Source organism: Actinomadura vinacea (assembly GCF_039532545.1).
In the GTDB taxonomy this organism is placed as follows: Bacteria; Actinomycetota; Actinomycetes; order Streptosporangiales; family Streptosporangiaceae; genus Spirillospora; species Spirillospora vinacea.
This window is the reverse complement of sequence record NZ_BAAARW010000031.1, coordinates 13,571-32,651: the sequence shown is the minus strand read 5'-3', so window position 1 is coordinate 32,651 and position 19,081 is coordinate 13,571. Positions and strand designations below refer to the sequence as shown.

Here is a 19,081-nt window from a genome sequence, read left to right as displayed (position 1 = left end):
TACGGTGGACGCATGGGTCGGACAATTCTGACGATCGCCGGGGTGGTACTGGCCATCTGGCTGGTGCTCACCGTCATCGGCGCACTCATGTCGATGCTGAAGTTCTTCTTCTTCGTGGGCTTCGTCGCCGTTCTCGTGTACCTGGCGGTGATGCTCGTGTCCAAGTCGTCCAAGAGTTTCAAGGGCCGTTAGAAAGCCTGCGTCAGGCCCCTTGCCTACGGCACGCCGATGACCGCATGATTCCCGCAACAGGGCGGTCACGGCGAAAGGGGCCTCCGTGCCGAGCTTGACCGAAGTGCTGCGCGAGCGCGCGCAGCGGCATCCGGATCGCATCGCGTTCCACGCGGGCGACTCTTCGATCACCTACCGCGATTTCGACCGGCGTACCGACCGGGCGGCCGCGGCGCTCGCCGCGGCCGGGGTCGGTCAAGGCGACCGGGTCGCGGTCCTGGACAAGAACTCGCTCGAGTACGCCGAGCAGTTGTTCGGCGCCGCCCGGATCGGAGCGGTGCAGGTTCCGATCAATTACCGGCTGGCGCCCGACGAGGTCGCCTACATCGTCGACAACGCCAAGGCCAAGGTGTTCATCGTCGGGGCGGAGTTCGTCCCGGTGCTGGCCGCGATCGCCGACCGGCTGCGGCACACCGACCACGTGATCGTGATCGGGGGCGGCGACGAGGCGCGCGGGCACGGCCACCTGGACTACGCGACCTGGATGGACGCCCATGACCCCGGGGAGCCCGTCGACGCCGCCGACACCGCCGAGGTGTTCGTCCAGCTGTACTCCTCGGGCACCACGGGCCTGCCCAAGGGCGTGATGCTCACGCACGACAACTTCAACGCGGGGCTGTCGCTGACCAGGGAGCTGTGGAACATCGACGACGCCACCGTGATGATGGTGGCGATGCCGATGTACCACGTGGCGGGCAGCGCCCTCACCGTCTGCGTGGTCCACGACGGGATCACCGGGGTCATCGCGCGCGAGCCGGACCCGGTGGCGATCGCCCGGCAGATCGAGCGGCACCGCGTCTCGCACGTCTTCCTCGTCCCGGTGCTGCTGCAGTTCATGCAGCTGATGCCGGAGGTGGCGGAGACCGACCTGTCCAGCCTGGAGCTGCTGCTGTACGGGGCGTCCCCGATCAGCGAGGACGTGCTGCGCGGTGCGATGGGGATGCTGCCCGGCACCCGGTTCATGCAGGTGTACGGGCTGACGGAGACGACCGGGGCGATCACCGCGCTGCCCGCCGAGGACCACGATCCGGACGGCCCGCACGCGGACCGGATCCGCAGCGCGGGGGTGCCCAACCCGTCCTGCGAGCTGAAGATCGTCGATCCGGCGACGCTGGAGGAGGTGCCGCGCGGGCAGGTCGGGGAGATCCTGTGCCGGACGCCGCAGAACATGAAGGGCTACTGGGAGATGTCGGAGGCGACCGCGGCGGCGCTGCTGCCCGACGGCTTCTTCCGTACCGGCGACGCCGGCTACCTGGACGGGGACGGCTACCTCTTCATCCACGACCGGGTCAAGGACATGATCATTTCGGGTGGGGAGAACATCTACCCGGCCGAGGTGGAGAACGTCCTGATGAGCCATCCGCATGTCACCGACTGCGCCGTGATCGGCGTGCCGGACGACAAGTGGGGCGAGGCGCCCAAGGGCCTCGTGGTCCTGGACGCCGATGTACCGGAGAAGGAGCTGATCGACTTCTGCCGGGAGCGGCTGGCGCACTTCAAGTGCCCCAAGACGGTCGAGCGGCGGCCCGCCATCCCGCGCAACCCGACCGGCAAGATCCTCAAGCGGGTGCTGCGCGAACCGTACTGGGAGGGCTACGACCGCGCCGTCCACTGACCGGTGCGCCGTGGCGTGCCGCTCCCTCCGGGGCGGCACGCCACGGCGGGTCAGTGGAAGCGGACGGTGGCGGCCAGCGGCCGGTGGTCCGAGGTACGCACCGGGGCGGGCGAGACGCCGCAGGAGGCGCCCGCGGTCTTGCTGATGAACAGGTAGTCGGTCTTCGCGACGGCGTTGCCGCGCCAGTCCTGCTGCGTCATCGCGCCGGTACGGGACTCGCCGGGCCCCTGGTCGCATTCGGCGAAGTCGCGGTAGAGCGTCCCGAGCGCCGGAGCCTCGGGACGCTCGGTGAAGTCTCCGCCGACGATGACGCGGTCCTCGCCGGCCAGCTCGGTGAGCTTGCCGATCTGCTTGGCGCGCCACTGGCCGCGCGGGTCGTCGTCCGGCTGGGCCGAGCTGAGCTGCACGCTGCACAGCCGTGTGCGCGACGTTGAGACGGTGCCGCAGATCGCGGACCGGCCGTACCGGTCGGGTGCCGGTAGACGCATCTCCTTGACGTCCGACAAGCCCGAGTCGGCGCCGACCGCGACACCGTGCCTGCCCTGGCCGTTCGCGCACTGGCGCTCGGCGCCGCCGGTCGTCCGGGCCGGGGCGAACGCCCAGCTCCAGGACCGCAGTTTGGCCTTGAGCGTGTCGACGTGTCCGGAGCAGACCTCCTGGAGGAGGACGGCGTTCATCCGCACCTGGCGTCCGCCGACCTCGCTGCCGTTCATCTGCCGCGCGACCTCTCCGGCGAGCTCGGCCGGGCGGGTTCCCATGGGACAGCCGGTGTCGCCGCACACGTTCCAGGTCATGGCGTTGACCGTGGCCGGGGCGACGTCCTGGACGGCGTCGGCCAGGGCGGGGCCGGAAGGGACCGAGACCTGCTCGATGGCGGCGCCCGCGCCGGCGGTCACGACGACCGCGGCGGCTCCGGCGACGGCGAGCAGGGGGATCAGGGCGCGCGGCGTTCGCACTCGTTCTCCATGCGGGGGTGAGCGGGGGAAACAGCGGGGGTATGGCGAAATCCCACCACAACAAGATCCATTCGCGCTCGGGAAACACGGAACTCCACACCGGAAACGCGAAGCGGCCCGGCGGATTCCTCCGCCGGGCCGTGTTTTCGCAACCCCGGCCCAGGGCGCTCGCCTGGCGGGCTGTGTTTTTGCAAGCCCGGCCCAGGGCACTCGCCTGGCGGCTCGTGCCCTGACCGTGCGTGGGGCGAGCGCGGCATCGCTTCGCGATCTGGCCGGTGGGGCTCGCCTCCGGCATCCCCCACCGGCCAGCCGACGCGCTCGCGCGTCACCTGAGGCCGAACTCTAGTCGAGCAGGCCCGTGACCGTGCCGGCGCCGACGGTGCGGCCGCCCTCGCGGATGGCGAAGCCGAGGCCCTCGGCCATCGCGACCGGCTTGCCCAGCTCGACGGTCATCTCGACCGAGTCGCCGGGCATCGCCATGGCGTTCTCGCCGCCGAGGTCAACCCCGCCGACCACGTCGGTGGTGCGGAAGTGGAACTGCGGCCGGTACCCGTGGAAGAACGGCCTGCTGCGGCCGCCCTCCTCCGCGGTCAGCACCCGCACCCGCGCCCGGAACCGCGAGTGCGGCCGGATCGTGCCGGGCGCGCTGATCACCTGGCCGCGCCGGATCTGGTCCCGCTTGACGCCGCGCAGCAGCATCGCGGTGTTGTCCCCGGCCTCGGCGTGGTCCATCGTCTGCCCGAAGGTCTCCAGCCCGGTCGCGACCGAGCCGAAGGTGTCGCCGAGCCCGACGACCTCGACGGCGTCACCGACCCGTACCGAGCCCTGCGCGACCACGCCGGTGACGACGGTGCCGCGGCCGGTGATGGTGAGCACGTTCTCCACCGGCATCAGGAACGGCCGGTCGAGCAGCCGCGGCGGGAGCGGCACGTACGCGTCGATCGCGTCGAGCAGGTCGCCGATGCGGGCGGTCCAGTACGGGTCGCCCTCCAGCGCCTTGAGGCCGGACACCCGGACGACCGGGATGTCGTCCCCCGGGAAGCCGTACTCGGAGAGCAGTTCGCGCACCTCCAGCTCGACCAGGTCGAGCAGTTCGGTGTCCTCCACCATGTCCGCCTTGTTGAGCGCCACGACGATGTGCCGGACGCCCACCTGCTGGGCGAGCACGATGTGCTCCCGGGTCTGCGGCATCGCGCCGTCCTGCGCGGAGACCACCAGCACCGCCCCGTCGACCTGGGCCGCACCCGTGATCATGTTTTTCACGTAGTCGGCGTGGCCGGGCATGTCGACGTGGGCGTAGTGCCTGGTCGCGGTCTCGTAGTGGACGTGTGCGATGTTGATGGTGATGCCGCGGTCGCGCTCCTCGGGGGCTCGGTCGATGCCCTCGAACGGGACGGCGGAGGCCAGCCCGCGTTGGGCGAGCACTCTGGTGATCGCCGCGGTCAGGGTGGTCTTGCCGTGGTCGACGTGCCCCATCGTGCCGATGTTGAGGTGCGGCTTGCCGCGTTCGTAAAGCTGCTTGGCCATGATTCGGTGTCCTCACTTGGTTCCGGCGGAACGTGAGAACCCCCCGCGGGTATTCCGCGGGTGTCTGGGCCAACCCCCCTCCGCTGGTTCTCCGGAGGCGGGACGGAGAGGGGTCAGCTTCGCAGGCCGTCGACGACGGTTGCTTCCGCTGCCTCTGCTGCCGAGAGGAAGGCAGCCGGCACCGCGCTCAGCAGAGCGGACTCTGCGAGCGTGCGGGTGCCGGCTGCGAAGAACATGCCTTGAGGGTACGAACCGCCGCGAGCGCCGTCGACCGGTTTTTCACCTGCGGATCAGCGGCGTGAACCGGCCGCCGCCGGTCCGCAGGCGCGTGCGGCCTGATCCGTCGCGGGGAGGCTGGCCGCGCCTTCAGACGTCGTCGGGCGTGACCCATTCGACGAACTGGATGATCACGCCGTTGGGGTCGGTGATCTGGAACAGGCGTTCGCCCCAGGGCTCCTCGCGCAGCGGCATGGTGATCTCGACTCCGGCATCGCGCAGCCGCTTCTCCTGGTCCTGCAGGCCGCCGTCGAGGGTGAAGGCCAGGATCAGCCCGGTGGCGTGCTGGTCGCGCTGCTCGGGTGGCAGCACCTCGGTGCCGCGGGCGAGCAGCACGATGTCCACCGCGTCGGTGCGGGTGAGGGAGGCGAAGCCGTCGGCGGCGGCCTGGACGGTGTAGCCCAGGTGGGTGGTGAGGAACGCCCGCGAGGCGGCGACGTCGTCGACGGTGAGCGAGACGGTGGACGCGGTGATCTGCAAGAAGGTCTCCCTGTCGTGGGGGCGGGGACGGTGGGGACGCGACCGGGGCGGCCGGGCGGTCGCGGGTCAGTAGCCCCGGCGGCGGGGGATGTTGCGGGCGACGCGCGGCTCCCGCCGCCCGCGGACGGCGCGGTTCGAGGGCAGGTGGCGAAGGTCGCTGCCGCGCCGCGGCGGCCGCGAAGGCTGCTCCGGCCGGTGGCTCAGGTGTCCGGTCAGCACGTCGGTGAGGTCGATCGCGGGGATGGCGGGCTCGGGGGCGGAGTCGAGGTTGCGCATGGGCACTCCCCTTCGTTCGAGGCGACGTTCTATCGTCGCAAATTTGCGACGGACGTAAACTTACCCCGAACGATCGAGGGTGTCAACATAAAAATGCTACGGGGCTAAGATTGCCCCATGGCTACCCAGAATCCGGCCCAGACCACCGGCCGCACCGCCCCGACGGCCTCGTCGGCGTCGCCCACCGGCCTGCGAGAGGTCAAGAAGCAGGAGACCCGGCAGCTCATCTCCGACCACGCCACCCGGCTGTTCATCGCCCAGGGCTTCGAACAGACCACCATCACCGAGATCGCCGCCGCCGCCCGCGTCGCGAAGAAGACCGTCACCAACTACTTCGCCCGCAAAGAAGACATGGCTCTGGACCACCAGGAGGAGTTCACCGCCACCCTGGCCCACACCGTCGCCGCCCGGCAGCCCGGGGAATCCGCCCTCACCGCACTGCGCCGCGCCTTCCAGGACGCCGCCGCCGCCCAGGACCCGGTGGCCGGCTTCTCCGGCCTGCCCTTCGCCCGCATGATCGCCGACAGTCCTACCCTGACCATCTGCCTGCGTGGCCTGCACGACCAGCGGGAACACCGCCTTGCCCAAGCCCTCGCCGACGCCACCGGCACCGTCGCCGACGGCATCACCGTCCAGACCGCCGCCGGGCTGCTGGGCACCGTCCACCGCCTGCTGTTCCAGCGCATCCAGGACCTCACTCTGGCCGGACGCTCCAACGACCAGATCGCCCACACCATCGCCGCCGAGGCCACCCAGGCATTCGACCTGCTCCAACCCGCCCTCGGTGACTACGCCGCCTGAGCGCGTGTTCAGCCCAGGAAAAGTCGTCCGCAAGGCGCGACCCGCTCCCGCCACTCGCCCGCACCGCTCGCGCACCCCGGACCGCGCGGCGCTCGGATCGGTGATCGCCGAACTCGGCGAAGTGATCGTCTAGGTACGACCACGCCGAAGCGCGCCCCCTTGGCCGAAGGCGCCCGTTGGTCGCGTCGTGGAACCTGCTGCGCCCTTGCCGGCTCGGCGATCGGAAGAACTGCAGGTCAAGGCGTAAGTGCCACCTGGGGCCAGAGGGGCAGGGGTTGATTGCGTAGCGTCGCGGAAAGGTGAAGCTGACCGTCTTTCCAGGGACTCGCCCTAGACACCCTTCATGACCCACTGTTATTCATTGACTACCTCAAGTGAGGAGGGGTTGGGTGTCTACAGAAAGTTCCTTGACCGTCGACAGCGTCGGGCAGCACTACGACCGGCTGGCCGAGCTCGACCAGGCGGCCGCGGGCCGTGCCATCCACATGGGCTGCTGGGACGAGGACGGGCAGGGCACGCTGGAGCAGGCGATGGATCGCCACACCGACCTGGTCTTGGCCCGCACCGGGCTGCGGGCCGGCGAGCGGCTCCTCGACGTGGGCTGCGGATACGGGCAGCCGGCCCTGCGTGCGGCACGCGAGCACGGGATCCATGCCACTGGGATCACCAACAGTGCGGCGCAGCAGGAGATCGCCGAGCGGATCGCCCGGCAGCAGCCGAGCGACGTCGCCGCGCGGTCGCGGTTCGATTTCGGTGACGCCGCGCGGCTGCCCTACCCCGACGCCTGCTTCGATGCCGCCTGGGCGATCGAATCGCTTCTGCACATGCCGGACCTGGGGGCGGTGCTCGCCGGTATCCACCGGGTGCTCGTCCCGGGCGGACGGCTGGTGATCGCCGATGTGGTGCAGTACCGGACGATGCCCGACGAGCTCCGCCAACTGTGGCGGCGGTTGCTGGTATCGGAGCCGCATGACGCCCACGCCTTCACCGACATGCTGGAGGCCGCCGGTTTCGAAGTGGTCGGCACCGAGGACCTGACCGCTCGGACGCGCCACAGTTGGCAGGCTCTGGCCGAGTCGTTCCAGCGGTTCAGCGCACCCTTGCCGACTGAGCGGTCCGGTGGCGACGTCGAGACCGGGCCCGTGCGGGAGAGGCTGGCGCAGATGGCCGCCGCTCTGCCCCGGCTGGACGCCGCCTTCGGCGACTGTCTCGGCTACGTGCTGGTGGAGGCCGGGCGATGAAACTGCTGACCGACGAGCAACTGTGGCACTACTTCAGCGGGATGTGGGCAGGGTTCGAGGAGCCTGATCACGCCATGCGGGTCCTGGACGAGGGCGACGCGCGTCCCGAGGCCGAGTGCAGGCCGCTGGTCCGTGCGACCTTGCCGAACTACACCTCGGCTTGGCTGGTCACCGGCTACCGGGAGTGCGTGTCCCTGCTGTCGGACCCGGTATTCCGCCGTTGCCCGTCCGAACATCAGGAGACCTCCGGGCCGGCGAGCCCGATCGGGGAGTTGCTGTCGGGGATCGACCCGCCGCGGCACACCCGCCTGCGCGGGCTGGTGGCGCGCGCGTTCGCGGCACGCAAGGTGGAGACCATGCGGCCGGTGCTGGAGCGGCGGGTGGCCCGCCATCTGGCGGCGGTCGACCTGGAGTCCGGGACGACGGTGGACCTGTACCGGCGGTTCTGCCTTCCGCTGGCCTCGGAGACCACGTTCGCGATCACCGGGTTTCCCGCGGAGTTCCATGCCGCCACGTCGGCCTGGGCTCACAAGGTGCTCGTGCAGAGCGACTTCTCCACGCCCGAATTCGCGCGGCTGGCTCGCGAACAGGTCGACCTGGTCGAAGCCATCATCGCCGCCAAACGCCGTTCGCCGGGCTCGGACGTGCTGACCGATCTGATCGGCTTCTGCGATCGCGATGGACTCATCACCGAGGCGGAACTGCGGGCAATGGTGGCCTCCCTGCCCGTGAGCGGCCATGTCAAGGGCGCGATGCAGCTGGCGGCCATGCTGCTCATCCTGCTGAACCGCCCCAACGATCTGGAACGGCTGCGCCGCGAACCGAGCCTGATCCCGACGGCGCTGCAGGAAATGCTGCGGTACGCACCGGTGCCGGCCCACCTGCTTCCCCGCTTCCCCGCGCGTGACCTCGAGTTCGGCGGCACCGTGGTCAAGGCCGGCGAAGCGCTGTTCCCCGCCGTGTTCGCCGCCAATCACGACCCCGCCGTCTTCGATACCCCGCACCGACTCGACCTGCGGCGGAAAGGCGAGCGTCCGCTCACCTTCGGGCACGGCGCCCATTTCTGCCTGGGAACGCACCTGATGCAGCTGATGATGACCATCGCGCTGGAGCAGGTTCTGGAACCACTGGCGGCATGTCACGCGGGTGCCCCCGCCGACCATGCCGACTGGATCACTGGAGGAACGGCGCATGGCGTCGTCGGCCTGACCGCCACCCTCCCCTGAAGCGTGGTACCTGAGTGCCCGCGCTCAGGTGCCACAGTCCATCCGCCCCCTCAGCAAGGAAAGGAGGTGAGCTCGATGTCCCTTTCGGTGAACTCGTCGGTCGAGAACCGGGGCCAGGTCCAGCACGAGACCGCGGCTTCCGCGTTCTGCTTCGTGGCCCAGCACGAGACCGCGGCGGCCGCGTTCTGCTTCGCGGTCCAGCACGAGACCGCGGCGGCCGCGTTCTGCTTCGCGGCCAAGTAGTAGTGGTGCAAGAAGGCTGCTCCCGGTGGCCTGGTGGCCACCGGGAGCGGTCGGTGGCCGGGAGCTGCCACGACTGGCGGCTCCCGGCCATCACGGCACGGTTGCCGAGTTGGTCCGTCCCTAGTTCCGATGAGAGAGCCCGCATGCCCGGCGATAACCTCGACTCCGTCCCGGCTCCTGGGGGCCCGATCGGCGACAACGCCATTCGCTCCCTCACCCCGCAAAGCGTCTCGACCGTGCTGCGCAGCGCCCTGGGGCGGCATGCCGAGTTCGCCGGTGGCCCGAACGCCGCACTGGACTTCCTGATAGCCAGCCGGATACACCGCCATGACCGCGAGTCGACGCTGTCCACCCGCCGCTATCTCTCCGATGACGGAGTGCGGTTCGTGGCCCGCACCGACGAGGAGATCGTGCCTGCCGCTCGTCAGGTGGAACTGCCCGAGCCGCTGCCGCTGACCATGCCCCTGGCCGCGGCGATCGCCGGCCGCCGCAGCGAACGCGACTTCAGCGGCGAGCCGATGGACGTGGCGGCGCTGGGAACCGTGCTGCGTGCCGTCGGCGGGATCACGCACGGGCAACGGGCACCGCTGCGTTCGGGCGGCGTGGTCGATCTGGCCCAGCGCAGCGTCTCCAGCGGTGGCGGGCTCTACCCCGTGGAGTTGTATGCGGCGGCGGTGAAGGTACACGGCCTGGCCGAAGGCATGTACCGGTACGCGCCCAGGGCGGACGTTCTGGAGCGCACCGGAGGCGCCGAAGCGGTCGCCGCCTTCCGGGCCGGATTGATGGAGGTGGAGAGCCTGCCCGGCATCAGCCGGGCCGCCGCCCTGCTCGTCCTGGTCGGACGGCCGTGGAGATCCATGCGCAAGTACGGTCCCCGCGGTATGCGAATGACCATGCACGAGGTCGGGGCGATCGGCCAGCAGTCGCATCTGGCCGCGGTCGCGCTGGGCCTGGGCAGCCTCGACTGGACGAGTTTCTACGACGGCGAGGTCAACCAGGCACTCGGCTTCGACGGCGTGCGGCGTGCCGTGCTTCACATGGTCCTGCTGGGACACCCCGCCACACCCCCCACTGTCTGACTCATGGAGGTACCCATGCCTGTGGAGCCGGCACCACGCATCAAACGGTCCTTCGCCGTCATCGGGCACAGCCCCGACGTCGTGGAGTTGCGACACGGGACCTGGAACACCGTCGCGCACACCGTGCGCGACGACTCCCGGAACGGCCGGCTGCTCACGCTCATCTCCGCTCTGGACGGAACCTCGTCCCCGGCCGAACTGGCCGCCCTGCACCGCATCGAGCAGGACGAGGTCGACGTCCTGATCTCTCACCTGCGGAACCTCGGCGTGCTCGAGGACAACCCGTCCTCGGCGCTGGACCACTATCTGGACACGCACGCCGCTCTGCTGCGAGCACCGCAGCCGCCACCGCCGCGCCCGGTCCGGGTTCTGGGCGATGCCGACCTGGCAGATTCGGTGGCCGGAATGGTCCGCCAGGCGCTGCCGGGTGTCGATGTCGCCCCGGACACCGCCGGCCTCGCGCTCAAAGTGCTGGATCCCGAGCCCGGCTGGGCCCGCGACGAGTTGTGGCTGAGCCAGACCGCCGCGCAGTTCGACGACTACCAGGACGCCATCGTGGTCTGGGCCCAGTACCGGCCCGACCCGCTGCGCATCGAGGTGTTCAACCGGATCGCGCTGCGCCGCGGCATTCGCTGGGTGCACGGCACCATCGACGGCCCGTTCATGATCGTCGGCCCGTCCTTCCGGCCCGGTGCCACGGCCTGCTACCAGTGCCTGGAGACCCGGGTACTGATGAATCTCAAGAACTCGGCCTCTTACCAGGACTACAAGACCGCGTTGGCGCGGGCGGCCGCCTCCGGCGGCGATCCGCCGGTGCTGACACCGTTGCGCCACCTGCTGGCCGCCTACCTTGCCCTGGAGGCCGTCAACCTGCACAGCACCGACGCCGCCTACACCACCGGCAAGGCGTTCGCGATCTACCTGCCCACCTGGGAGCACACCGCGCAGGAGGTCCTCGCCGTGCCCGGCTGCACTGCCTGCGGCAGTGCCGAAGAAGAGGAGCTGTACTTCGACGCGGGAGCGTGGCTGGATGCCCAAGACTGACACGGTGCTGACCACGCACACGACGCCGGCCGACACGCACGTCCAGGCCCTGGCGCGGCGGATGGTCGCGCCGCTGTGCGGGCTGGTCACCACCATGGGCATCACCGCCCAGCGTCGTCATGGCCCGCGTTTCCTCCTGGCCAGCGGTGACCTCACCAGGGCACACCGGCTGCTGAACGTCGAGATGCCCGGCACCCACAGCGTCGGCGCCTGCGGAACCTCACTGGAGGACGTGGTGCTGCGCACGCTCGCCGAGGGCGTCGAACGGTACTGCACCATGGCCGCCGCACGTACCCGCACCGTCCTGCACGCCCGCCACCAGGACATGCGGACGCTGTCGCCGTCCGCGCTGTTCACCACCCCCCAGTACGCGCGGCCCGGTTTCCCCTTCACGCCGTACGATCCCGACGACCGGCTCGGCTGGACGCCCATGCGCTCGCTGACCGACGGCACCGACTGGTGGGTGCCGGCTCAGTTCACGCTCGCCGGCTACGCCCTCAACCGCGCCGCCGACGAACCGCTGCTGGGCCCGGCCGTCAGCACCGGCACCGCGGCGCACACCGATCCGGGTCGCGCGCTGCTTGGCGCGCTCCAGGAACTGGTGCAGCTCGACGCCGTGATGGGCCACTGGTACACCGACGCCCCCGCCTTCAAGATCCTTCCCGACGCCCGCACCCGCGCCCTGTACGACACCATCGAAGCGCGCTGGGGACCGCACACTCCACGACCGCAGTTCCATCTGCTCGCCAATCCCGACCTGCCCGGCTTCTCGGTCGTATGCCTGCTGTCCGGTACGGAAGCCCCGGTGCTGAGCACCGGGCTGGGCGCCGACTTCACCCTTGCCCGCGCCATGTACAAGGCGCTCATGGAGGCCGTCACCCTGACCACCCTCTGCCGCTGGAAACTGATCGAGCGAGCGAACGGGAACACACCGCCGCCTCCCGGCGACCAGATCTACGACATCGAGAACAACGCCCTGCACTACGCCCTGCCCCAGCACGCCCCCATCGTCTGGGAACGCTTCGCCCGCTCCCGCCCCGTCGCCGCAAGCGACCTGGCCCCCGACACCACCGGAAGCCCACGCGTCTTGGCCCGGCGCCTCGTCGACGCGTTCACCGGCACCGGCAAGCAACTGCTCTACGCGGACCTCAGCACCCGCGACGCTCGCCAACTGGGATTCACCGTCGCCCGCGTATGGTCACCGGACACGCTCAGCCTGTGCCTACCCTCGGCACCACCCGCAGCCCACCCACGCTTCACCGCCTACGGCGACCTCACCTACAACCACCCCCACCCCTACCCCTGAGCCCACCCACACACCACGCCCACTTATGCGGGAGGCCGTGTGGCGTGCACAGAAACGCAGTGTGCGCCGCTACGCGGCAGTGCCGCGTGGTTCGGTATGTGTGGGGACGCGGTGTCGGGTGTTTTGTGTGGGGGCGCTGGCGCGGAAGACGGAGCGCCTCGCTCAACGTCTGACCACTTGCCCAGTGGCAGAAGGTCAGCCGTGCGGCGGGGGCACTGCCCACAAGGCTCTGATCCTGACCGGCTCACCTTGGCACGTGCCCCTGGACGTGTTTGGTTCTCTGAAAGCAGGACGGAGGGCCAAGCGGTGGTGTGCGGAACCGCTGCAAAGACCAATCCGCCGGGGCCGTGCCAGCAGGCTCGGTGACGTTAGCGTGCGTTGATGACGCAATAGGCGGCGACGAAGCCGAGGCCGTTCGTTGCCCAATGCAGCGCGGCGGGTGCGATCAGGCTCCCGCTGCGACGCTGCAACTCGCACAGGAAGGCCCCGGCGAGAGTCATGACCAGGACGGTCACCGCCACGGCAACCAGCGCGCCGAGCGACCCCGTCCCAAAGAGCCGGGTGAAGGAAGGGTTAACGGTGCTGATGCCGGCGGAGGGCAGGACGTGCCAGAGCCCGAAGAGAACCGACGACACGAAGGTCGCCCAGACCACCCCGTGCTCCACTTTGACCAGCGCGTACAGCACTCCACGGAAGGCCAGTTCCTCCAGCAGCACGGTGCCGAGCGGGATGCGCACGAACACCTCGAATGCCATCCGGCCCGTCCCCGCTTCACCGACCCGGCGGTCGAGGAAGAGATCCCGCGTCGCCGGGAGCAGCGCGAGCGCGAGGTAGCAGGCCGCCACCGCGAGAACGAGGACAAGCCCCCAAGCCACCCCGCGCGGTACCGCCTCACGACCGAGCCCGGCCTCACCCCAGCCGACCCCGCCCGCCCTGAGCAGGACCAGCAGCACACCAGCCGTGACCAGCGACGTCATTACGTACGCGGACGGCGCCAGCCGGTTGTTCAGCACATTGGCCAGCGCCAGCACGGCGACGACCGCCACCACCGCGGTCTGCGGGGTCGGAGACATGAGTGCCCTCGACCTAGAAGTCACGCTTCAACGGCATAGCGACTCCACAATCTCGTCGAAGTCCGGGAACTCCTCCCGCGCGGCACTGATCACCTCGTCCGCGGACCGACGGGCCGCCCGGCCTTCCGCGATCCGCGTCAGCCGGGCATCGGCGCGGGGCTCGTGCTCGTGTCGCGGGTACATTCTCGCTTCGAGCGGGCCGAAACCCGCTGCGAGCAGCCACAGATAGTCGGCCAGGTCGCGAGCCACGACCGCGGTCTCGCCCTCGGACCCGAGGTACACCACCGGCTGCCGCGCGAGCGGTTGACCATCGCGGACGAGCCAGAACGCCGCCACACCGCCGGCGCCGTCCTGCCCGAAAACCCGGAACTCGGCTCCATCGAGGGAGGGGTTCCCCGTCCAGGCCCGCAACCAGTCGCCGGTTTCGGCCGGGGTCAGGAATCGCGGGTACGGCTCGAAGTCCACACCGGCGCCGTCCCTGTAATCGAATCCCATCCGATGCGCCTCGATCAGTGCGGTGGGCATCGTGAAGTCGGCATCGGTCACCGCGGGTCCATCTGTCCTGGTCGCAGTGCGGTCAGGGTGAGTGTGACGAGTCGGCCGATCGCGGCTTCGGAGGCCAGGGTTCCAGCTGCGTTGAGGGCGTTGCGGCAATAGGTGGCTAGTTCGTCCGGTGGGTAGTCGTTGCGGATTTGGCCGTCCTCGGCCGCGTCGGCGAGCACGTCGCGGATCAGTTCGTGGAGCTGCTGCCGGGCGTGGGCGACGTGCTCGTCGCGATGCAGGAGCGCGGTGAGTTCTGTGGCGTGATGCTGGTGGGCGACCTCGTAGGCGATGTGCGCGCAGGCCGTGAGTACGGCTTCGAGGCGTTCTGCCGGGGTCTTGGCCTGGTCGCGGGCCTCGGCGAGATGCTCGAGGTGCGCGGTGACGTGACGGGTGTGCCAGGCGACCAGGATCGCCTCGACGTCGGTGAAGTACTTGTACAGCGTCGCGCGGCCGATCCCGGTGCGCTCGGCGATCTGGGACATCGTCACCTGGCGCAGCCCATGCTCGCCGACCAGCGCGGCCGTGGTGTCGAGAATCGCTTCGCGTACTTCGCGGCGGTGCGCCTCGATGGTCTGATTCCACAGCTTCGGCACCCGCCGAGCATACACCGTGACTTCTATCAATACACTCCATTCTTGATATAGACAGCCTGTATCGCAAAATGCCATCATCGGCATGAGCACACGAAGTGCGCATCGCTCGGTTGGTCTCGGGCAGCGCCATCGAGGAAGGACGCGTCCATGCCGGAACCGCACCCCCGAACGCCAGAGGCGCAGCACCGCCACGGATCGCCGCGACGTTTCCACCGGCGTTGGACGTTGATCATCCTGGTCAAGGCGGCACTGATCGCCCTTGTCCTGGCTCTGCCCGCACAGCCGGCGATCTCGGTCGGGGCCGCCCACGCGGTCGTCGTCCTGCTCGTCGGCGGAGGAATCGCGGCACTGTTCCTGAGCAGGCGACAAGGTCCGGCACGCCGGCCACCGCACGAACACTGAGTGGGAGCGAAAGATGAGCTTTCTCAACGTTCCCGGCGCCCGGCTCTACTACGAGACGCACGGCGCCGGACCGCTCCTGATCATGATTCCAGGGGCCGGCGGGGCGGCGGACGTGTTCCGGAGGGTCGCCCAGCACCTCGCGACGCGTTACACCGTGGTCCTGTACGACCGGCGCGGTTTCTCCCGCAGCGAGCTGGACGGGCCACAGGACTACGACCAGCGGCCGGCCACTGACTCCGATGACGTGCGCCACCTGATCGAGCACCTGAGCAGGGAGCCCGCGGTGGTCTTCGGCGGCAGCTCCGGTGCGATCGTCGCCCTGGAGGTACTGGCCCGCCACCCGTCCGTGGTCGGCACGCTCGTTCCCTTCGAGCCCCCGGCCATGAGGTATCTGCCCGGCGGGCAGGAATGGGTGGACTTCTTCACCCATATGTACGGCCTGTACCGCGACTCCGGCATCGAACCGGCCATCACCAGATTCCGCGAACGGACTTTTCCAGCCTCAGACATGCAGGTGATGGCCCGCGCGCCGCGCAACGACGCCAACGCCGCCTACTGGTTCGAACATGAGCTGCGCCAATATCCCGCCGTCGAACTCGACCTCCAGACGCTGACCACCCACGCCGACCGGATTGTTTTCGCAGTCGGCCGGGAGGGGCGCGGCTATCCGGCGTACGACGCCACAGTCGAACTGGCCGTCCGGCTCGGTACGAAGCTCATCGAGTTGCCCGGCGGCCATGTCGGCTACGTGGCCCACCCGGCCGAGTCCGCGCGCGACCTCATGCACGGCCTCCAGCGAGCATCCACATCCGAGACAATGCCGCCCTTGGCAGCCATGCCCGACCGGGACCTGGGCCGCCCCCAACCGGCGTTCCGCACGCTCGCCGACGAGGGCCTCATCCAGGGCCGGGTCCTTGATGCCGGCTGCGGAACCGGGGAGCACGTCCTCATGTGCGCGGCCCTCGGCCTGGAGGCGACCGGCGTCGACGTCGCCCCCACGGCTCTCAAGACCGCCGAAGCCAAAGCATCCGAACGGAGCCTCAGCGCACGGTTCCTCCTGCACGACGCCCGCACCTTGAGCGAACTCGGGGAGACCTTCGACACCGTCCTCGACTGCGGCCTGCTCCACACCTTCGGCGACCAGGACCGTGCCGCCTACATCGCCGGCGTCCGCACAGTCCTGGCTCCAGGCGGGCGCTACTTCGTGCTCTGGTTCGGGGACCAGGAGTCCGGCGACCACGGACCGCGGCGGTCCACCCGGGACGAGATCACCGCCGCGTTCGCCGATGGCTGGCAGATCGACTCCATCGACGCCACGATGCTCGACATCGCCGACGCCCCCGAGGGCCGGAAAGGATGGCTGGTCGCCCTCACCAGGCAAGGCGGGGACTGGATCGCACGGGCGCACATTCACACAGGCAAGCCCAGCCGCTACCTCACGCAACTCGGTCGGCACGCCGACGGAATCCAGCACAAGCTGCCGGATCTGCACCGCGGACGTGATGAGCAGGACCGTCCTCACGTGAAGCACGTGGAATGGACGGACACCGCTGCCACTCTGATCTTGAACGTGGGGCGATGCACCCTGCGTGCGGACGACGAAGCCGGCGTACTCGCCGTGCAGGCCGTAGCCGCCAGCGAGCAGAGCCTGCGTCAGATCCAGCGACTCATCAGCCGCGACCTCGAACGATTCGGCCGTCGCGACCACCTGACAGTCGACTGGCAGCTGCTGGCAGGTGACGCCGACCAATGAGCCGCGAACGTCTGCCGGGTTCGGTGACACGCCTGCGCCGCCGAGGCCGGCCCCATCGCCCGAAGACCGCGTGATCAAACCGGGCGGATGCCGGTGCCGGTTCGACCTCCACGAGATCTTGCCAGCCTGCATCGGCCTCCAGCAGATCGCGCCCGTCCGAGAACCACCGCCTCGTCCAGCCTGCGCGATCTCCTTGGGCGACGACGAGCAGCACCTCGCCCGCCCCGGGTGCCTAGGCCCGGGCTCAGAACGCCCGCCGACCATCCGTCGGCGGCCCACGGCCGGTCCGGCGCCGTGCATGTTCCGGCGCTCGGCGCGGCCGACCGCTACCGCGATCTCGCCATCGCCCACCGGGACCTGTCCGAGGACCATGGCCCGGAGGCGTGGGAGGCGTTTCTCGCGGCTTACGGGCTCATCGATCAGGTCGCCGAGGAGCGGTACTACCGGCTGCTGGACGAGCTGTTCTGATCAGCCCCTGCGACGGCCCGTACGCCCGGGTCCCGGCGTGAACGGCCGGAAATGGCCTGTTGTTTGGGGCCACGGACATCGGAAAGGGCACACCGGCAATGTGGGGTGCCATATCCCGTGACACGCGAAAGAGGCACGATGCCCGTCAGCCTGGACAAGGTCCGAACCGTCGCCCCTGGTCTGGTCGACCTTTACAAGACGGCCAGGGTGAGTCTCGACAAACGCGGGCTCGGCGGTGAACGGGCAGCGGTCTACCTGGTGCTCGACCGGTCCGGATCGATGCGCCGCTATTACAAGGACGGCACCGTCCAGCACCTGGGAGAGCAGGTCCTGGCCCTGTCCGCGAACCTGGACGACGACGGGGTGGTTCCCGTCGTCTTCTTCGACAAGGTCGCGCATCCCGTGATCGAGGTCGGCCTTACGGAGTATCGGGGGCGGATCGACGCCGAGCACGAGCGGCTCGGTCATATGGGGACGACCAATTACGCCGCGGCGATGCAGGCGGTCGTCGACCACTATTCCCGCACGTCCCCGGCTGACCCGGCCCTCGTCATCTTCCAGACCGACGGTTCGCCAGACTCCCGCAGGGCCGCGGAGAGCGTCCTGTGCGAGTCCTCCACACTGCCCATCTTCTGGCAGTTCATCGGGTTCGGCGACGATGAGTTCAAGTTCCTGCGCAAGCTCGACGAACTCCCCGTTCCACAGAAGCGCGCCATCGACAACGCCGGTTTCTTCGAGGCCGGCTCCGAGCCGATGGCCCTCGGAGACGACGCCCTGTTCCAGAAACTGACGGAGGAGTTTCCCGGCTGGCTCGGCGAGGCCCGCGCCGCGGGGATCGTCCGGCCCTGACGGCCGAGCACGACGACAGGGGACGCCCCAGGCGTCGTCCCGCCTGGAGCGGATGACTTAGATGGCCAAGGCCTCGTCCGGCACGCGCGGATGGTTGGCGTCGACACCATCCGTCCAGAGAGGCCCGGTCAGCGTGCCCGGCGATGGCCGTGTCACCCGCACTTGCCAGCGGCTTTCCTCGGTGGCTACTCCGCGTACGGTTGGTCTGTCCCCTGGGCGCTGTAGCCGAGACTCCAGATGTAGCCGTCCGGGTCCGCGAAGGAGCCACCGTACCCGCCCCACGGCAGGGCGCCACCGGGCTTGAGTATCGTGGCGCCGGCCTTCTCGGCCTCCGCGATGATCTCGTCGACTCGCGCCTCACTCCGGACGACGTAGGTGAGGACCAGCCCGCTGAAGCCGCTGCCTTCCGGGCTCGTGCCCACCTGGTCGGCCAGGCCTTCGCGGCCGTAGAAGCCGACGGGCGAGGCTCCGTCCGATTCGAAGAACACCGAGACGCCGTAGTCGGCCTTGATCTTCCAGCCGAGCCCCTCCGTGTAGAACTGCTTGGCCCGGTCCAGGTCCCGGGTGCCAAGAAGGATTGAACTCACGTGCGCTTTCATGCCTTGTCTCGTTTCTGCTTGGGGGATGAAGCACATGAGAGGCACACTACGAACGGCTCCGTGCCCGGCGCTTCTTGATTCGTGATCGGTTTGGTGCCTGTATCGCCGCCCAGGTGGCACCCCTACCGTCGCGCACCGCGCGTCCACCTTCGATCCAGATCGGCCCCCGCCGGCCGTTCCCTGTTTCCTCCGTTACGTGGCCCTGTCCCATCCACCGAGAAACCCTTCGTGAACGTCGTCCGGATGCCCACGGTCAGCACCGCATGTAGGGCTCCGTGCAGCCACACGCCTCAGGAGAGGGCAGGGCGTCGATACGAACAGAGGGCTCAGCGGGCAGACAGGGCCTCCCCACGCTCGCACCACACGCAGTCTCACCGCGCATCCATCGGCCGCGATGCGGTCGCGGGCGAAAGGCAGGTTCGCCACGGCGAGAACCGGTGATCGTGGGCACCCCGTGACGTCGGTGTTCATCCGTGACTCATCAGGACGCACCGCCCGGC

22 protein-coding genes are annotated in these 19,081 nt (G+C 69.4%); 13 read left to right on the top strand and 9 right to left on the bottom strand.

All coding sequences use genetic code 11. From position 1 onward, the window contains the following. Positions 1 to 12: 12 nt before the first annotated feature. Positions 13 to 192, top strand: coding sequence for a hypothetical protein (locus ABD340_RS37435; protein WP_344595628.1), 180 nt, complete (start codon positions 13 to 15; stop codon positions 190 to 192). 85 nt (positions 193 to 277) lie between these two features. Beyond that, entirely contained in the window at positions 278 to 1,846 is a 1,569-nt protein-coding gene (locus ABD340_RS37430; protein ID WP_344595626.1) for a long-chain-fatty-acid--CoA ligase, read from the top strand. 50 nt (positions 1,847 to 1,896) lie between these two features. Here the strand turns inward: ABD340_RS37430 and ABD340_RS37425 are convergent, their stop codons facing one another. The 5 genes from ABD340_RS37425 to ABD340_RS37405 form a co-directional block, all read right to left on the bottom strand. Continuing rightward, entirely contained in the window at positions 1,897 to 2,802 is a 906-nt protein-coding gene (locus ABD340_RS37425) for an endonuclease/exonuclease/phosphatase family protein (RefSeq protein WP_344595625.1), read from the bottom strand. A 342-nt stretch (positions 2,803 to 3,144) separates the two neighbouring features. Next, positions 3,145 to 4,329 (bottom strand): elongation factor Tu, encoded by a 1,185-nt coding sequence (gene tuf, locus ABD340_RS37420; RefSeq protein ID WP_344595624.1) that lies wholly within the window; start codon positions 4,327 to 4,329, stop codon positions 3,145 to 3,147. Positions 4,330 to 4,442: 113 nt separating this feature from the next. Beyond that, positions 4,443 to 4,565, bottom strand: coding sequence for a hypothetical protein (locus ABD340_RS37415; protein ID WP_344595623.1), 123 nt, complete (start codon positions 4,563 to 4,565; stop codon positions 4,443 to 4,445). 130 nt (positions 4,566 to 4,695) lie between these two features. Continuing rightward, a complete protein-coding gene (locus tag ABD340_RS37410; protein WP_344595622.1) occupies positions 4,696 to 5,085 on the bottom strand; it encodes a VOC family protein in 390 nt (129 codons plus the stop codon). A gap of 66 nt (positions 5,086 to 5,151) precedes the next feature. Further along, complete coding sequence (locus ABD340_RS37405; RefSeq protein WP_344595621.1) at positions 5,152 to 5,361, bottom strand: hypothetical protein; 210 nt, start codon at positions 5,359 to 5,361, stop codon at positions 5,152 to 5,154. Positions 5,362 to 5,478: 117 nt separating this feature from the next. Between ABD340_RS37405 and ABD340_RS37400 the strand changes: the two genes are divergently transcribed. The 7 genes from ABD340_RS37400 (at position 5,479) to ABD340_RS37370 (ending at position 12,301) form a co-directional block, all read left to right on the top strand. Next, on the top strand, positions 5,479 to 6,162 hold the full coding sequence (locus ABD340_RS37400; RefSeq protein WP_344595619.1) for a TetR/AcrR family transcriptional regulator: 684 nt from the start codon (positions 5,479 to 5,481) through the stop codon (positions 6,160 to 6,162). A gap of 407 nt (positions 6,163 to 6,569) precedes the next feature. Further along, positions 6,570 to 7,403: a methyltransferase domain-containing protein gene (locus ABD340_RS37395; protein WP_344595618.1), complete on the top strand. Its 834-nt coding sequence runs from the start codon at positions 6,570 to 6,572 to the stop codon at positions 7,401 to 7,403. Further along, entirely contained in the window at positions 7,400 to 8,629 is a 1,230-nt protein-coding gene (locus tag ABD340_RS37390; RefSeq protein ID WP_344595617.1) for a cytochrome P450, read from the top strand. Before ABD340_RS37395 ends, ABD340_RS37390 begins: the two co-directional genes overlap by 4 nt. A 75-nt stretch (positions 8,630 to 8,704) precedes the next feature. Beyond that, entirely contained in the window at positions 8,705 to 8,872 is a 168-nt protein-coding gene (locus ABD340_RS37385; protein WP_344595615.1) for a hypothetical protein, read from the top strand. A 143-nt stretch (positions 8,873 to 9,015) separates the two neighbouring features. Further along, complete coding sequence (locus tag ABD340_RS37380) at positions 9,016 to 9,951, top strand: SagB/ThcOx family dehydrogenase (protein ID WP_344595614.1); 936 nt, start codon at positions 9,016 to 9,018, stop codon at positions 9,949 to 9,951. Between the two features lie 15 nt (positions 9,952 to 9,966). Then, on the top strand, positions 9,967 to 10,995 hold the full coding sequence (locus ABD340_RS37375; RefSeq protein ID WP_344595612.1) for a TOMM precursor leader peptide-binding protein: 1,029 nt from the start codon (positions 9,967 to 9,969) through the stop codon (positions 10,993 to 10,995). Further along, on the top strand, positions 10,982 to 12,301 hold the full coding sequence (locus ABD340_RS37370) for a YcaO-like family protein (RefSeq protein ID WP_344595610.1): 1,320 nt from the start codon (positions 10,982 to 10,984) through the stop codon (positions 12,299 to 12,301). The genes ABD340_RS37375 and ABD340_RS37370 overlap by 14 nt, the downstream gene beginning before the upstream one ends. 368 nt (positions 12,302 to 12,669) lie before the next feature. On the opposite strand, the gene ABD340_RS37365 is transcribed toward ABD340_RS37370, so the two are convergent. From ABD340_RS37365 to ABD340_RS37355, 3 genes are read right to left on the bottom strand one after another with little or no spacing between them, the layout of a single operon-like run. Next, entirely contained in the window at positions 12,670 to 13,374 is a 705-nt protein-coding gene (locus ABD340_RS37365; protein ID WP_344595608.1) for a CPBP family intramembrane glutamic endopeptidase, read from the bottom strand. A 27-nt stretch (positions 13,375 to 13,401) separates the two neighbouring features. Further along, positions 13,402 to 13,920 (bottom strand): SMI1/KNR4 family protein, encoded by a 519-nt coding sequence (locus tag ABD340_RS37360; RefSeq protein ID WP_344595607.1) that lies wholly within the window; start codon positions 13,918 to 13,920, stop codon positions 13,402 to 13,404. Further along, positions 13,917 to 14,510, bottom strand: a complete 594-nt coding sequence (locus ABD340_RS37355) for a TetR/AcrR family transcriptional regulator (RefSeq protein WP_344595606.1) — start codon at positions 14,508 to 14,510, stop codon at positions 13,917 to 13,919. The genes ABD340_RS37360 and ABD340_RS37355 overlap by 4 nt, the downstream gene beginning before the upstream one ends. Before the next feature lie 147 nt (positions 14,511 to 14,657). Here ABD340_RS37355 and ABD340_RS37350 point away from each other — a divergent pair, with 147 nt between their 5' ends. From ABD340_RS37350 to ABD340_RS37335, 4 genes are all read left to right on the top strand, one after another. Beyond that, complete coding sequence (locus tag ABD340_RS37350; RefSeq protein ID WP_344595604.1) at positions 14,658 to 14,912, top strand: hypothetical protein; 255 nt, start codon at positions 14,658 to 14,660, stop codon at positions 14,910 to 14,912. Positions 14,913 to 14,925: 13 nt separating this feature from the next. Beyond that, a complete protein-coding gene (locus ABD340_RS37345; protein WP_344595602.1) occupies positions 14,926 to 16,665 on the top strand; it encodes an alpha/beta fold hydrolase in 1,740 nt (579 codons plus the stop codon). Between the two features lie 228 nt (positions 16,666 to 16,893). Further along, complete coding sequence (locus tag ABD340_RS37340; protein WP_344595601.1) at positions 16,894 to 17,133, top strand: protein kinase family protein; 240 nt, start codon at positions 16,894 to 16,896, stop codon at positions 17,131 to 17,133. A 138-nt stretch (positions 17,134 to 17,271) separates the two neighbouring features. After that, a complete protein-coding gene (locus tag ABD340_RS37335; protein ID WP_344595599.1) occupies positions 17,272 to 17,982 on the top strand; it encodes a VWA domain-containing protein in 711 nt (236 codons plus the stop codon). A 185-nt stretch (positions 17,983 to 18,167) separates the two neighbouring features. Here the strand turns inward: ABD340_RS37335 and ABD340_RS37330 are convergent, their stop codons facing one another. Further along, positions 18,168 to 18,569, bottom strand: coding sequence for a VOC family protein (locus ABD340_RS37330; RefSeq protein WP_344595598.1), 402 nt, complete (start codon positions 18,567 to 18,569; stop codon positions 18,168 to 18,170). Between the last annotated feature and the right edge of the window lie 512 nt (positions 18,570 to 19,081).

Coding starts and splice junctions, on each gene's coding strand:
- ABD340_RS37435 (WP_344595628.1), top strand. CDS start 13: ATGGGTCGGACAATTCTGACGATCGCCGGGGTGGTACTGGCCATCTGG.
- tuf (WP_344595624.1), bottom strand. CDS start 4,329: ATGGCCAAGCAGCTTTACGAACGCGGCAAGCCGCACCTCAACATCGGC.
- ABD340_RS37415 (WP_344595623.1), bottom strand. CDS start 4,565: ATGTTCTTCGCAGCCGGCACCCGCACGCTCGCAGAGTCCGCTCTGCTG.
- ABD340_RS37405 (WP_344595621.1), bottom strand. CDS start 5,361: ATGCGCAACCTCGACTCCGCCCCCGAGCCCGCCATCCCCGCGATCGAC.
- ABD340_RS37400 (WP_344595619.1), top strand. CDS start 5,479: ATGGCTACCCAGAATCCGGCCCAGACCACCGGCCGCACCGCCCCGACG.
- ABD340_RS37390 (WP_344595617.1), top strand. CDS start 7,400: ATGAAACTGCTGACCGACGAGCAACTGTGGCACTACTTCAGCGGGATG.
- ABD340_RS37385 (WP_344595615.1), top strand. CDS start 8,705: ATGTCCCTTTCGGTGAACTCGTCGGTCGAGAACCGGGGCCAGGTCCAG.
- ABD340_RS37380 (WP_344595614.1), top strand. CDS start 9,016: ATGCCCGGCGATAACCTCGACTCCGTCCCGGCTCCTGGGGGCCCGATC.
- ABD340_RS37375 (WP_344595612.1), top strand. CDS start 9,967: ATGCCTGTGGAGCCGGCACCACGCATCAAACGGTCCTTCGCCGTCATC.
- ABD340_RS37370 (WP_344595610.1), top strand. CDS start 10,982: ATGCCCAAGACTGACACGGTGCTGACCACGCACACGACGCCGGCCGAC.
- ABD340_RS37365 (WP_344595608.1), bottom strand. CDS start 13,374: ATGTCTCCGACCCCGCAGACCGCGGTGGTGGCGGTCGTCGCCGTGCTG.
- ABD340_RS37350 (WP_344595604.1), top strand. CDS start 14,658: ATGCCGGAACCGCACCCCCGAACGCCAGAGGCGCAGCACCGCCACGGA.
- ABD340_RS37345 (WP_344595602.1), top strand. CDS start 14,926: ATGAGCTTTCTCAACGTTCCCGGCGCCCGGCTCTACTACGAGACGCAC.
- ABD340_RS37335 (WP_344595599.1), top strand. CDS start 17,272: ATGCCCGTCAGCCTGGACAAGGTCCGAACCGTCGCCCCTGGTCTGGTC.